At 71.8% G+C, this 12172-nt stretch carries 13 protein-coding genes; 9 read left to right on the top strand and 4 right to left on the bottom strand.

Annotated elements, in window-relative coordinates; translation table 11 throughout:
* Positions 1–411 precede the first annotated feature (411 nt).
* Entirely contained in the window at positions 412–1380 is a 969-nt protein-coding gene (locus ABD366_RS38375) for a DMT family transporter (protein ID WP_324766786.1), read from the top strand.
* Positions 1381–1404: 24 nt separating this feature from the next.
* On the opposite strand, the gene ABD366_RS38370 is transcribed toward ABD366_RS38375, so the two are convergent.
* A complete protein-coding gene (locus ABD366_RS38370) occupies positions 1405–2082 on the bottom strand; it encodes a pyridoxamine 5'-phosphate oxidase family protein (RefSeq protein WP_324766759.1) in 678 nt (225 codons plus the stop codon).
* A 37-nt stretch (positions 2083–2119) separates the two neighbouring features.
* On the opposite strand from ABD366_RS38370, the gene ABD366_RS38365 reads away from it, so the two are divergent.
* Positions 2120–3460, top strand: coding sequence for an aminotransferase class I/II-fold pyridoxal phosphate-dependent enzyme (locus ABD366_RS38365; RefSeq protein WP_324766760.1), 1341 nt, complete (start codon positions 2120–2122; stop codon positions 3458–3460).
* 37 nt (positions 3461–3497) lie between these two features.
* On the opposite strand, the gene ABD366_RS38360 is transcribed toward ABD366_RS38365, so the two are convergent.
* On the bottom strand, positions 3498–4538 hold the full coding sequence (locus ABD366_RS38360; protein ID WP_324766761.1) for an EamA family transporter: 1041 nt from the start codon (positions 4536–4538) through the stop codon (positions 3498–3500).
* Positions 4539–4613: 75 nt separating this feature from the next.
* Between ABD366_RS38360 and ABD366_RS38355 the strand changes: the two genes are divergently transcribed.
* A complete protein-coding gene (locus tag ABD366_RS38355; RefSeq protein ID WP_324766762.1) occupies positions 4614–5534 on the top strand; it encodes a LysR family transcriptional regulator in 921 nt (306 codons plus the stop codon).
* Positions 5535–5584: 50 nt separating this feature from the next.
* Here the strand turns inward: ABD366_RS38355 and ABD366_RS38350 are convergent, their stop codons facing one another.
* Positions 5585–6052 carry a pyridoxamine 5'-phosphate oxidase family protein gene (locus tag ABD366_RS38350; RefSeq protein WP_324766763.1) on the bottom strand — a complete coding sequence of 156 codons (468 nt, stop codon included), beginning with the start codon at positions 6050–6052 and terminating at the stop codon, positions 5585–5587.
* 156 nt (positions 6053–6208) lie between these two features.
* On the opposite strand from ABD366_RS38350, the gene ABD366_RS38345 reads away from it, so the two are divergent.
* The gene (locus tag ABD366_RS38345; protein WP_324766764.1) at positions 6209–6850 is read left to right on the top strand and encodes a cysteine hydrolase family protein; all 642 of its coding nucleotides are present in this window, start codon (positions 6209–6211) and stop codon (positions 6848–6850) included.
* On the opposite strand, the gene ABD366_RS38340 is transcribed toward ABD366_RS38345, so the two are convergent.
* Positions 6837–7292, bottom strand: coding sequence for a Rieske (2Fe-2S) protein (locus ABD366_RS38340; RefSeq protein WP_324766765.1), 456 nt, complete (start codon positions 7290–7292; stop codon positions 6837–6839). The two genes, ABD366_RS38345 and ABD366_RS38340, sit on opposite strands and share 14 nt — an antisense overlap.
* A 108-nt stretch (positions 7293–7400) precedes the next feature.
* Between ABD366_RS38340 and ABD366_RS38335 the strand changes: the two genes are divergently transcribed.
* The 5 genes from ABD366_RS38335 (at position 7401) to ABD366_RS38315 (ending at position 12010) form a co-directional block, all read left to right on the top strand.
* Complete coding sequence (locus ABD366_RS38335; protein WP_324766766.1) at positions 7401–8213, top strand: HipA family kinase; 813 nt, start codon at positions 7401–7403, stop codon at positions 8211–8213.
* Complete coding sequence (locus tag ABD366_RS38330; protein WP_324766767.1) at positions 8210–8593, top strand: DUF3037 domain-containing protein; 384 nt, start codon at positions 8210–8212, stop codon at positions 8591–8593. The genes ABD366_RS38335 and ABD366_RS38330 overlap by 4 nt, the downstream gene beginning before the upstream one ends.
* Before the next feature lie 132 nt (positions 8594–8725).
* Complete coding sequence (gene fabG / locus ABD366_RS38325) at positions 8726–9487, top strand: 3-oxoacyl-ACP reductase FabG (RefSeq protein ID WP_324766768.1); 762 nt, start codon at positions 8726–8728, stop codon at positions 9485–9487.
* A 17-nt stretch (positions 9488–9504) separates the two neighbouring features.
* Positions 9505–10272, top strand: coding sequence for an SDR family oxidoreductase (locus ABD366_RS38320; RefSeq protein ID WP_324766769.1), 768 nt, complete (start codon positions 9505–9507; stop codon positions 10270–10272).
* Positions 10273–10426: 154 nt separating this feature from the next.
* Positions 10427–12010 carry an ABC transporter substrate-binding protein gene (locus ABD366_RS38315; protein ID WP_324766770.1) on the top strand — a complete coding sequence of 528 codons (1584 nt, stop codon included), beginning with the start codon at positions 10427–10429 and terminating at the stop codon, positions 12008–12010.
* The last annotated feature ends 162 nt before the right edge of the window (positions 12011–12172 follow it).

The raw sequence follows: 12172 nt of genomic DNA, 5'->3' as shown, positions 1-12172 counted from the left end.
ACCACCGCCAGCGACCGCCGTCAGCACCCCGACAAGATCACCAACAGAGTCACGGCATTGCGCCTAGGCCCTGTCCGGCCTTGAGCCGGACCCGGGTACGTTCGGCGATCCGCCGCCGCCTTCGAGACCGTCACCGATCGGTGCCGGTCCGGTCGGTGCTGCCTGATCCGCCGGACCGCCCGTGGGCGGGCGTCGATCCCTCCGCGACCGGACGGATCCGTCTGCCGGGCCTTGGCGCGGGCGGCCGCTCTCTTACGTAGATCTTTTGCTTACGTAGATCTTTCGGCTCGGGCACGTCCCGGGTGGGGCACGGCCGCCCGCGATGGACGGTCCGTGTCCCTGGTTCCCGCTGCGGTGGGGCCCTCTTCCGTGGAGATCCACGTGTCGAACGCTGTCTCGGCCGGCTCAGCCGTGCCCCGCTCCTCCGTCCCCTGCGCGCCGCGGCTTCCCGTGGCGCGCGGCCTGTTGTACCTCGTCGTCGCCGGTGTCGCCTGGGGCACCGCGGGGGCTGCCGCCTCCGTCGTGTTCCGCCAGAGCGACCTCGGTCCCGCCGCCCTCTCGTTCTGGCGGTGCGCCGGCGGGCTCGTGCTGCTCGTGGCCGCCCGGGTGGTGCGGCGCCGGCCTGCCGCCGTCCCGGTCGGACCGGCCGGCCGCAAAGCCGTCCGGCTCGTCGTGCTCGGCCTGTGCCTGACCGTGTTCCAGACGGCCTACTTCGCCGCCGTGGGGGCGACCGGGCTCGCCGTGGCCACGGTCGTCACGCTCGGCGCGGGCCCCGTGCTCATCGCGATCGGCGCGCGACTGACGATGGGGGAGCGGCTCGGCCGCGGCGGGGTGATCGCCGTCGCGGGCGCGCTCGGCGGGCTCACGGTACTGGTCCTGGGCGGCGGCGACGCGACCGTGCGGCCGCTCGGCGTGCTGTGGGCGCTCGCCTCCGCGGCCGGGTACGCCGTGATGACGCTGCTCACCCGGTGGTTCGGGCGTACCGGCCGGACCGGCGACCAACTCGGCACGACCCTCGGCACCTTCGCGGTCGCCTCGCTCGTGCTGCTCCCGTTCGGCGCGGCGGAGGGGCTGGTCCCGCACACGGCGCACCCTCTGGCGGTCCTGGGCCTGCTCGCGTACACGGCGTCCGTGCCGACGGCGCTCGCCTATGCCCTGTACTTCGCGGGCGCGGCCGTCGTGCGCTCCGCCACGGTGTCCGTGATCATGCTGCTCGAACCCGTGTGCGCGGCCGGCATCGCCGTGACCCTGCTGGGGGAGCGGCTCACGGCGGCCACGGTGGCGGGCACGGCCCTGATGCTGGCCGCGGTCCTCGGACTCGCCGTGGCGGAGGCCCGCGGCCGGGGGTCGTACGTCGGAAGCGACCGCTCCAGCGGGTGAACTACGGATGAGTGGTTATCGGCTTCACAGGTCCCGCAGGTAGGCGGGGACGTCGATGCCGTCGGCCAGGTCGTCCGCCGGGACGAGCGGGCCGTGGCTCTGCCGCAGGGGGACGAGGCCCGTCCAGTGCGGGAGGTCCAGGTCCTCGGGCTCGTCGTTCGGGCCGCCGGTGCGCAGCTTCGCCGACACCTCGGCGAGGTCGAGGCTGAGCACGGCCGTCGCGGCGAGCTCCTTGGCGTTGGCCGGGCGGGAGTCGGCGGCCCGGCCCGGCACCACGTGGTCGACGAGCGCGTCCAGGGCGAGGCGCTTCTCGTCCAAGTCCGTGACCTGGTGTGCGATGCCGTGGATCACCACGGAGCGGTAGTTGATGGAGTGGTGGAAGGCGGAGCGGGCCAGCACCAGCGCGTCGACATGCGTCACCGTCAGACACACCGGCAGCCCCGGGTCCTGCTGTCCGGCCATCCGCAGCGGGCGCGAACCCGTGGAGCCGTGCACGTAGACGCGCTCGCCCACGCGGCCGTAGAGCGTGGGCAGGACGACCGGGGCTCCGTCGCGCACGAAGCCGAGATGGCAGACGTACGCCCCGTCGAGTATCGAGTGCACCAGGGCGCGGTCGTAGCCGGCGCGCTCCTTGGAGCGGGTCGGTACCGTGCGCGCCGTGGGGGCGTAGGCGGTGGCTGACGGCTCGGGGGCGACACTCATGTTGCGGACTCCATTGCACTAGTGCAAACTGTGGTTTGTGCTAGAAGAGTATCGGATCAAGGGGCGGCGTGCGGCGGAGATTTCCGCGAGCGTCGAGCGCGCGGTGACCGAAGGCGACCTGGAGCCGGGTCAACTGCTGCCGCCGATGCGGGAGTTGGCGCTGCACCTGGGGGTGAACCCCAATACGGTCGCGGCCGCCTACCGCACCCTGCGCGAGCGCGGGGTGATCGAGACGGCGGGACGCCGGGGCAGCAGGGTGCGTCAGAAACCGGCCATCACTGCACGGGAACGCATCCGGGTGGACGTGCCGCCGGGCGTACGGGACGTGTCCGACGGCAACCCGGACACCGCGCTGCTGCCCTCGCTCGTCGAGGCCTTCACCGCCGCGGCAACCGCGGCGGACCGCGAACCGGTGATGTACGGGGACGACCCCCTGGACCCCGAGCTGGTACGCCGGGCGCGGGCCGATCTCGACCGCGACGGGGTGCCCGACGGGCCGGTCTCCGTCGCGTCCGGGTCGCTGGACGTGATCGAGCGCGTACTGACCGCGCACCTCAGAGCCGGGGACGCGGTCGCGGTCGAGGACCCGGGGTGGGGCAGCGTGCTCGACCTCGTGCCCGCCCTCGGGCTGCGCCTCGTACCGGTCGGCGTGGACGACGAAGGGCCGCTGCCGGACGACGTCGAGCGCGCGCTGCGCGAGGGGGCGCGGGCCCTCGTCGTGACCGACCGGGCGCAGAACCCGACCGGCGCCGCGCTGAGCGCAGCCCGGGCGAAGGCCCTGCGTACGGTGCTCGCGGCCCATCGCGACGTGCTGCTCATCGAGGACGACCACGGGCACGGCATCGTCGACCTGCCGACGCACCCGCTGGCCGGGACCACCCAGCACTGGGCGTTCGTCCGCTCCGTCGCCAAGGCGTACGGGCCGGATCTGCGGCTCGCCGTGTTCACCGGCGACGCCGTCACCGTCGATAGGGTGCGCGGCCGACAGCGGCTCGGCCCCGGCTGGGTCAGCCGGCTCGTGCAGCGGGCGGTGGCCGGACTGTGGGCGAGCGGCGCCGTGGACGCGGGGGCGGTCGCGGCCTCGTACGGGAAGCGGCGCGACGCGCTGATCGCGGCCCTCGCCGAGCGGGGGGTCGAGGCGCACGGGCGCAGCGGCATGAACGTGTGGGTTCCGGTCCCCGACGAGACCGGCGCGGTGGCGCGGCTGCTGCACGCGGGGTGGGCGGTCGCGCCGGGCGCCCGGTTCCGGACGGACGCCGGTCCTGGTGTGCGGATCACCGTCTCCCGGCTGGCCGCCGAGGAGATCGGGGCGGTGGCGGACGTGGTGGCCGCGGCGGTGGCGGCGGCCGGACCCGCCCCGGCCAGGTATTACGCCTGACGCGTCGGACGGGTCGGGCCAGGACCTCGGGAGGGGGTCACGACCGGGCGCGGGCCCGGGACTGGGTGAGGGCCGCGCCCGCCAGGACGATCACCGCGCCGACCGGGGTGGACCAGCTCAGCGACTCGCCGAGCACGGCGACGCCCGCCGCGGTCGCGATGACCGGGATGAAGTACGTGACCATCTGCGCGGTCGTCGGACCGACCTCGGCGACCAGGCCGTACTGGATGAGGACCGCCAGGCCGGTGCCCAGGGCTCCCAGGGCGATGATCGACAGGAGCGGAATCACCGGGAAGTGGCTCGGCCAGGACGTGAACAGCGGGGTGATGACGGCCAGTTGGACCGTGGCGAGCAGCAGCTGGGCGCCGGTCATGGACAGGTGGGAGTGGCCCGAGTTCGCCAGCGTGCGGCGGAGGTAGATCCAGCCGACCGGGTAGCTGAACGAGGCGAGCAGCGCCATCGCCGTGCCCGTCACGTCCAGGCCGTGGAAGCCCTGCCAGACGCCGAGGACCGTCAGCACGCCCAGGAAGCCGATGCCCAGGCCCGCGACCCGGCGCCGGGTCGGGCGGTCCTCCGAGAGCGCGACCAGGGACAGCGCCATGCCCCACAGCGGCGATGTCGCGTTGCAGATGCCGGCCAGCGTCGAGGGGATCGTCTCCTCGGCGAAGGCGAACAGTGAGAAGGGGAGCGCGTTCAGCAGGAACGCCGCGACCGTCAGGTGCCCCCAGGTCCGGGCGCCGCGCGGCAGCCGCTCCCGCTTCACCGCCAGCGCCGCGGCGAGCACCAGCGTGCCGAACACCAGGCGCCCGAGCGTCACCTGGAACGGGGCGTACCCGTCCGTGCCCACCTTGATGAGCAGGAAGCTGAAGCCCCAGATCAGGGAGAGCACCCCGAAGCGGACACGCCAGTCGAGGGCGCGGCGGGGCGGGGGAGTGGACGCGTCGGCCTGTGCGGTACGGGCAGCGGTGTTCGTCGGCGGCGTGACACCACTCGGCGACGGGGTGGCGGTGCCCGGCGACGTGGTGGCGGTGTCCGAGGACGGGGTGGTGGCGCTCGTGGGCGGGGTGACGGTGCTCATGTACGTAAGGATCGCGGCCACCATCTCCTTAGCACAAGCGAGACTTCTTGCGCGGTATCCATTAGCATCGCTTACATGTTGAACCTGGAGCGGCTGCGTGTGCTCGACGCGCTGGCCCGGCACGGCTCGGTGAGCGGCGCCGCCGACGCGCTGCACGTCACGACGTCGGCCGTGTCGCAGCAGATGACGAAGCTGGAGCGCGAGGTCGGCCAGCAGCTGCTCGCCAAGCACGGGCGCGGAGTACGTCTCACCGACGCCGGGCGGCTGCTCGCCGACCACTCCGCGCGCATCCTGTCGCAGGTCGAGCTGGCCCAGTCCGACCTCGAGGCACAGCGTGGCCAGGTCGTCGGCGAGCTGCGCCTGTCCGCGTTCCCCACCGCCGCACGCGGACTGTTCCCCGCCGCGCTGGCCGCGCTACGCGCCGAGCACCCTCAACTGCGCGTGCGATCACAGGAGTTGGAGCCGGAGGCCGGAGTCGCCGGGGTGATCCGCGGCGACCTCGACATGGCCGTCGTACTCGACTGGCACAACAAGCCGATGCCGCTGCCCGACGGACTGGCCAAAGCGAGCATCCTCGACGATCCGGCGGACATCGCCATGCCCGAGGGGCATCCGCTCGCGGACCGCGACGAGGTCCGCCTGGAGGACTTCGCCGACGACGAATGGATCACCTGGGGCGACGGCGAGTTCTGTCACGAGTGGCTGCTGTTCACACTGCGCGCCAAGGGCGTCGAGCCGCAGGTCGGCCATCGAGCCGCTGAGACACACACCCAACTCGGTCTCGTCGCAGCCGGGTTGGGTGTATGCGTGGCCCCACTGCTCGGCCGCGACCCGATGCCGAGGGGTGTGGTGACCGTGCCGGTCCGACAGCAGGTACGGCGCCATGTGTACGTCGTCTGGCGCGCGGACGCCGACCGCCGGCCCTCGATCCGGGCGGCCGTGGAAGCGTTGCAGAAGGTGGGCGCAGACCTCGGCCAGTCGGCGGACAGGGACTGATACGTCCACCCCGGGGGCTCTGCGCCCCCTCCCCGGCGGCTTCTGCGCGCCTACAGATCCGCCAGCTTGCGGAAGTCCCAGGACGCGATCTTGTCCGGGGCCAGTCGGGCCCAGGCGTGCCGGCCGTCGTGGAACACCTCGGACAGACCGAAGTTCTTCTCCATGAACGGCCGCTCCACCGCGTCGAGTTCGGGGCACGGCTCGCCCGTACGCGGGGACTCGCCGACGAACTCGATGCGCCCGGACAGCTCGACGCCGCGCAGCTCGCCGTACTCCTCGCCCGCGTCGACCACCACTGCCACGCGACCGTCGGCCCGCAGATCGGCCCAACGGCGGCTGCGCGCAAGGGAGTACAGCCACAGGGACGACCCGTCCCAGAGGAACCACAGCGGGCTGACGTGCGGTGTTCCGTCCGCCGACACCGTGGCCACGCGGCAGGTGCGCTGCTCGGTGAGGAACGTGTCCAGCTCCTGCGAGGTCATCATGATCTTGCGACCCCGGCGCTGGGTGGTGGTCATGGGTGCTCCCTGTCCATCGGCTGACGGCGCGTCAGAAAGGCAGCATGCGGCCTCTTCCCTCCCCGCGCAATGGTGGCTAGTCTCCAGCACCCTGAAAGCGTCTGTGCAGAGGCCGGTGCGGAAGCCGACGCACAGGCCGAGGGGACAGGGGGAGCCATGCCGACGCGCGAGGACCTGGCCGAACTGCTCGACCCGGCGAGCACCGTGCTGCTGACCGTCGAATGCCAGCAGGGCGTCGTCGGCACCGAGAGCGCCCTGCCCGAACTCGCCGCGGAGGCGCGGTCGTCGGGCGCGCTGGTCCATGTCGCGCGGCTCGTCGCCGCCGCCCACGAGAGCGGGGTCCAGGTACTGCACGCCGTGGCCGAGCGCCGCCCCGACGGCCGCGGCGCCAACCGCAACGGCCGCCTCTTCCGCGCCGCCGAGCGCCTCCCCGTACAGCAGCTCGCGGGAACAAAGGCCGTGCGGATCGCGCCGCCGATCGAGGTCGCGGACGAGGATCTCGTCGTCCGCCGCCTGCACGGGCTCTCACCGATCGCCGGCACCGACGTCGACCCGCTCCTGCGCAACCTCGGCTGCCGCACCCTCGTCGTCACCGGGGTCTCCGCCAACGTAGCGATACCGAACGCCGTGTTCGACGCCGTGAACCTCGGCTACACCGTCGTCGTGCCCAAGGACGCGATCGCGGGGGTGCCCTCCGACTACACCCCCGCGATGATCCGCAACACGCTCGCCCTCGTCGCCACCGTGACGACGACGCCGGACGTGCTCGCCGCGTGGAAACGCCCTAGGCGAGGCTGATCGAGTCGCCGCTGACCGCGATCTTCTTCTCGGGCAGCGGCCGGGTGGCCGGCGGGTTCTTGACGCTGCCGTCCTCGATGGAGAACTTGCTGCCGTGGCACGGGCAGTCGATGGTGCCGGCCTCCACCTTGGTCACCGCGCACCCCTGATGCGTACAGGTGCTGTCGAACCCCTTGAACTCGCCCTTCTTCGGCTGCGTCACCACGATGCCCGCGTCGGCGAAGACCTTCCCGCCGCCCTCCGGGATGTCGGACGTCCTGGCGAGCTCCTCGCTCCCGCCGCCTCCGGCCGACGCGGCGTTGCCCGCGGGTTCGGACGAGCCGTCCTTCGAGTCGCCGCACGCGGTCAGCGCCGCCGCGATCCCCACGGCGCCGACCGCCGCGACGACGGTGCGCCGGGCGGGCGCCGGGCCGAGGGGCGCGGATGGTTGTGAAGCGGTCATGCTCTCGGTTCCTTTCGATGGGCGGACCTGGATCCCGTGGGGGTGCTTTCCCGTACGTGCCGTGATCCCGGAGCGTTCAACGTCTCGCCGATCTCATAACCTGGGCGCATGCTCACCGAAGTCACGGCGACCCGATATGTCACCCCATTGAGGGAGGGCGGATCGCTTCCAGGCCTGGTCGAGGCCTCCGATCTGACCTCCTACGTCATGAAGTTCACGGGGGCCGGACAGGGCCGCAAGACACTGGTCGCCGAGGTGATCTGCGGACAGCTCGCGCGCCGGCTCGGCTTCCGGGTGCCGGAGCTCGTCGCCCTCGACCTGGACCCGGTCATCGGGCTCGGCGAACCCGACCCGGAGGTGCAGGAGCTGCTCAAGGCCAGCGGCGGCACCAACCTCGGGATGCGGTTCCTGCCGCGCGCGCTCGGCTTCGACCCGCTCGCGTACACCGTGGCGCCCGAGGAAGCCGGCCGGGTCGTCTGGTTCGACGCGCTGATCAACAACGTCGACCGGTCCTGGCGCAACCCCAACATGCTGGTCCACGGCGGCGACCTGTGGCTCATCGACCACGGCGCCACCATGATCTGGCACCACAACTGGCGCGGCGCACCCGCCTGGGCGGCCCGGCCGTACGACGCCACCGACCACGCGCTCGCCCCGTTCGGGCCCGACGTCGCGGGGGCCGCAGCCGAGCTGGCGCCGCTGGTCACCGAGGAAGTCCTGGCTCAAGCGGCCGCCGATGTGCCCGACGTCTGGCTCACCGACGAGCCCGGGTTCGACGGACCCGACGCGGTCCGGCGCGCGTACGTGGAGATGCTGGCGGAGCGCGCCGCGACCGTCCACGAACGCGTCGCGCTGCCCGAGAGCGGCGCGGCCGATGCCACGCGAACGACCGGCTGGGTGACGCAGGGAGCGACACGGTGAACGAGCGCGACGTCTTCGAGTACGCCCTGCTGCGGGTCGTGCCGCGCGTCGAGCGCGGGGAGCAGATCAACGCGGGCGTCATCGTGTACTGCCGCGCCAGATCCTTCGTCACCGCGCTCACGCACCTCGACGAGGCCCGACTCCTTGCCCTCGACCCCGAGGCCGACGTGGTCGGCGTGCGCGCGCTCCTCGGCGCCGTCGAGCGGCACTGCCGTGGTGGCGACAGCGCAGGTCAGGCCGCGGCCGACGACGCGGGACGCCGCTACCGGTGGCTGATCGCGCCCCGCTCGACCGTGGTGCAGCCGGGGCCGGTGCACACCGGTCTGACAGCGGATCCGGCGGCCGAGGCGGAGCGGTTGCTCGCCCTGCTCGTCCGCTGAGTGATCAGGGGCACCCGGTGGGTACGTTGACACCGGGTGCCAGGGCTTCTAGCGTCACCCGCACAGGGTACTAAGCGGTCGCTCACCCGTTCCGGTGACGCGACCGCCCTCTAGGGCGAGGAGACCGAGAGCATGTCCACCACTGAGCAGCGCGTAGCGATCGTCACGGGAGCGGCGCGCGGCATCGGCGCCGCCACCGCTATCCGGCTGGCCGAAGAGGGCCGCGCCGTAGCCGTGATCGACCTCGACGAGGCCGCCTGCAAGGACACCGTCGAGAAGATCACCGCCGCCGGTGGCAAGGCCCTCGCCGTCGGCTGCGACGTCTCCGACGAGGCACAGGTCGAGGCCGCCGTCGCGCGCATCGCCGAGGAGTTCGGCGCGCCCACGATCCTCGTGAACAACGCGGGCGTCCTGCGCGACAACCTCCTGTTCAAGATGAGCGCCTCCGACTGGGACACCGTCATGAACGTGCACCTGCGCGGTGCGTTCCTGATGTCCAAGGCCGTCCAGAAGCACATGGTGGACGCCAAGTTCGGCCGCATCGTGAACCTCTCCTCGTCGTCGGCGCTCGGCAACCGCGGCCAGGTCAACTACGCCGCGGCCAAGGCCGGTCTGCAGGGCTTCACCAAGACCCTCGCCAAGGAGCTCGGCAAGTTCGGCGTCACCGCCAACTCCGTGGCCCCCGGCTTCATCGTCACCGAGATGACCAAGGCCACCGCGGACCGCGTCGGCATGGGCTTCGAGGAGTTCCAGGCCGCCGCCGCCACCCAGATCCCGGTGGCCCGCGTGGGCCGCCCCGAGGACATCGCCAACGCCATCGCCTTCTTCACGGGCGACGCGGCCGGCTTCGTCTCCGGCCAGGTCATGTACGTAGCCGGCGGACCGCTCAACTAGGCCCGGAGGCAACGGACATGACGACTACTGAACTCCCGCCCCTGTCCGGCAACGTCGCCCTCGTCAGCGGCGCCAGCCGCGGCATCGGCTACGGCATCGCCGAGGCCTTCGTCGCCCGCGGCGACCGCGTCTGCATCACCGGACGCGGCGAGGACGCGCTCAAGGAGGCCGTGGAGTCCCTCGGCTCCGACCGCGTCATCTACGTAGCCGGAAAGGCACACGACGAGGCGCACCAGGCCGCCACCGTCGAGCGCGCCATGGAGGCGTTCGGCCGCGTCGACTTCCTCGTCAACAACGCCGGTACGAACCCGGTGTTCGGCCCGATGGCCGAGCTCGACCTGAACGTGGCGCGCAAGGTCTTCGAGACCAACGTCGTCTCCGCGCTCGGCTTCGCGCAGCAGACGTGGAAGGCGTGGCAGAGCGAGAACGGCGGTGCGATCGTCAACATCGCCTCCGTCGCCGGCGTCGCGCCCTCGCCCTTCATCGGCGCGTACGGGATGAGCAAGGCCGCCATGGTCAACCTCACGCTCCAGCTGGCGCACGAGTTCGCGCCCAAGGTGCGGGTCAACTCCATCGCGCCGGCCGTCGTGAAGACCAAGTTCGCGCAGGCGCTGTACGAGGGCCGGGAGGCCGAGGCCGCGGCCGCCTACCCGCTGGACCGGCTCGGGGTGCCCGAGGACATCGGCGGCGCCGCCGCGTTCCTCACCTCGCACCAGGCCGACTGGATCACCGGGCAGACGCTCGTCGTCGACGGCGGCATCTTCCTCAACGCGGGCGTCGGCTGACGTCCCGCGGGGCGGGTTCGCGGGCATCGGACGACAACGCCGACAACGCCTGACAAACGTCCTCACCGCTCAAATGCCCCGTCGATTCAGACAGTTGAACCGGCGGGGTATTGCGGTATGGTCTGCCGACCTCTGGCATGGCCGATCGAGGAGCGTGCGCGTGTTCAAACGGTTGCTTGCCCCACGCACATTGGCCGCGACGGCGTCGATCGCGCTGGTCGGCGGGTGCGGACTGGTGCAATCAGGCGGTTCCGACGACGAGAATCCGATCGTGGTCGGCACCACGAGTGCGCCGAGCACGCTCGATCCCGCGGCTTCCTGGGACGGCTCCTGGGAACTCTTCCGCAACGTGTACCAGACCCTGGTCGCCTTCCCCTCGGGCGCCGCGGAACCGGAGGCCGACGCCGCCGAGTGCTCCTTCAAGGACACCGCCAACCGCGTCTACCACTGCCGACTGCGTGAGGGCATGCGGTTCTCCGACGGGGACCGGCTCGACGCCGCGGCCGTCAAGTACTCGATCGACCGGATCCGCGCGATCGGCGTCAAGGGCGGACCGAACGGCCTGCTCGGCAGCCTCGACCGCGTCGAGACCCGGGGCGATCGCGAAGTGACGTTTCATCTGAAGAAGCCGGACGCGACGTTCCCGTTCGTCCTCGCCACCCCGGCGATGTCGATCGTCGACCCAGCGGAGTACCCGGCGAAGGAGCTGCGCACGGACGGCAGGATCACCGGGTCCGGCCCGTACGCGCTGGAGGCCTACACGGACGACAAGGAGGCGCGGCTCGTCAAGAACTCCCACTACAAGGGGTTCGCGGAGCGCAAGAACGACGCCGTGACGATCCGCTATTTCCAGCGCTCCTCCGAGATGGTCGCCGCCCTGAAGTCCCAGGAGATCGACGCGACCTTCCGCGGTCTCGCGGCCGGGGACGTCGTGGACCTCCAGGGCAAGCGCGACGCGGAGGGCCTGCAACTCGTCGAGGGGGCGGGCACGGAGATCAGCTACCTCGTCTTCAACGCGAAGGACCCGTGGGCGGGCAGACGTGCCGTGCGCCGGGCCGTCGCACAGGTCGTCGACCGCGGGGCCATCGCGCACGAGGTCTACAAGGACACCGTCGAACCGCTGTACTCCATGGTCCCCAAGGGCCTCGCCGGTCACACCACCGACTTCTTCGACGACTTCGGCGACCCCAGCCCCGCCAAGGCCGCCGAGATCCTTTCCAAGGCGCACATCACCGCACCCGTACCGCTCACCCTCTGGTACACCACCGACCGCTACGGATCGGCCACGGAGCCCGAGTTCGCCGCGCTCAAGGAGCAGTTGGAGGCGTCGAAGCTGTTCACGGTGACGCTCAGGAGCCGGCCCTGGAAGACGTACGAGCAGGGGTACCGCGACGGTGAGTACCCGGTGTTCGGGCGCGGCTGGTTCCCGGACTTCCCGGACGCGGACAACTTCATCGCGCCCTTCGTGGGCGAGGAGAACGCGGTGAGCACGCCCTACGTGTCGCCCGAGATCACCGACCAGCTGCTTCCGCAGTCGCGCCGCGAGAGCGACCGGGGCGCGGTGGTGCGGCAGTTCGAGCGCGCGCAGCAGATCATGGCGGACGACTCCCGGCTGCTTCCCCTGTGGCAGGGCAAGCAGTACATCGCGGCCAGTGACGAGATCTCCGGCGGCGAACGTGCCCTCGACCCGTCGGCGATCATGATGATGTGGGAGCTGCAGCGCAAAACCAGCTGGTGAGGGCGGGTCCCGGCGGACGGCGTCCAGGGCGGGACCCGGGGCCGGATCCAGGGCGGGGCCGTCGATGTCAGTGGGCGCCGGTAGGTTCGGGGGTGTCGAAAACGGCCGGGCGGGTGGGGACACGCGCGTGGTCGTGCAAGTGCCCGTACCCCGGAGGTTGTT

Source organism: Streptomyces kunmingensis, assembly GCF_039533535.1.
Taxonomy (GTDB): domain Bacteria; phylum Actinomycetota; class Actinomycetes; order Streptomycetales; family Streptomycetaceae; genus Streptomyces; species Streptomyces kunmingensis.
This window is presented reverse-complemented; position numbering and strand designations above follow the sequence as displayed.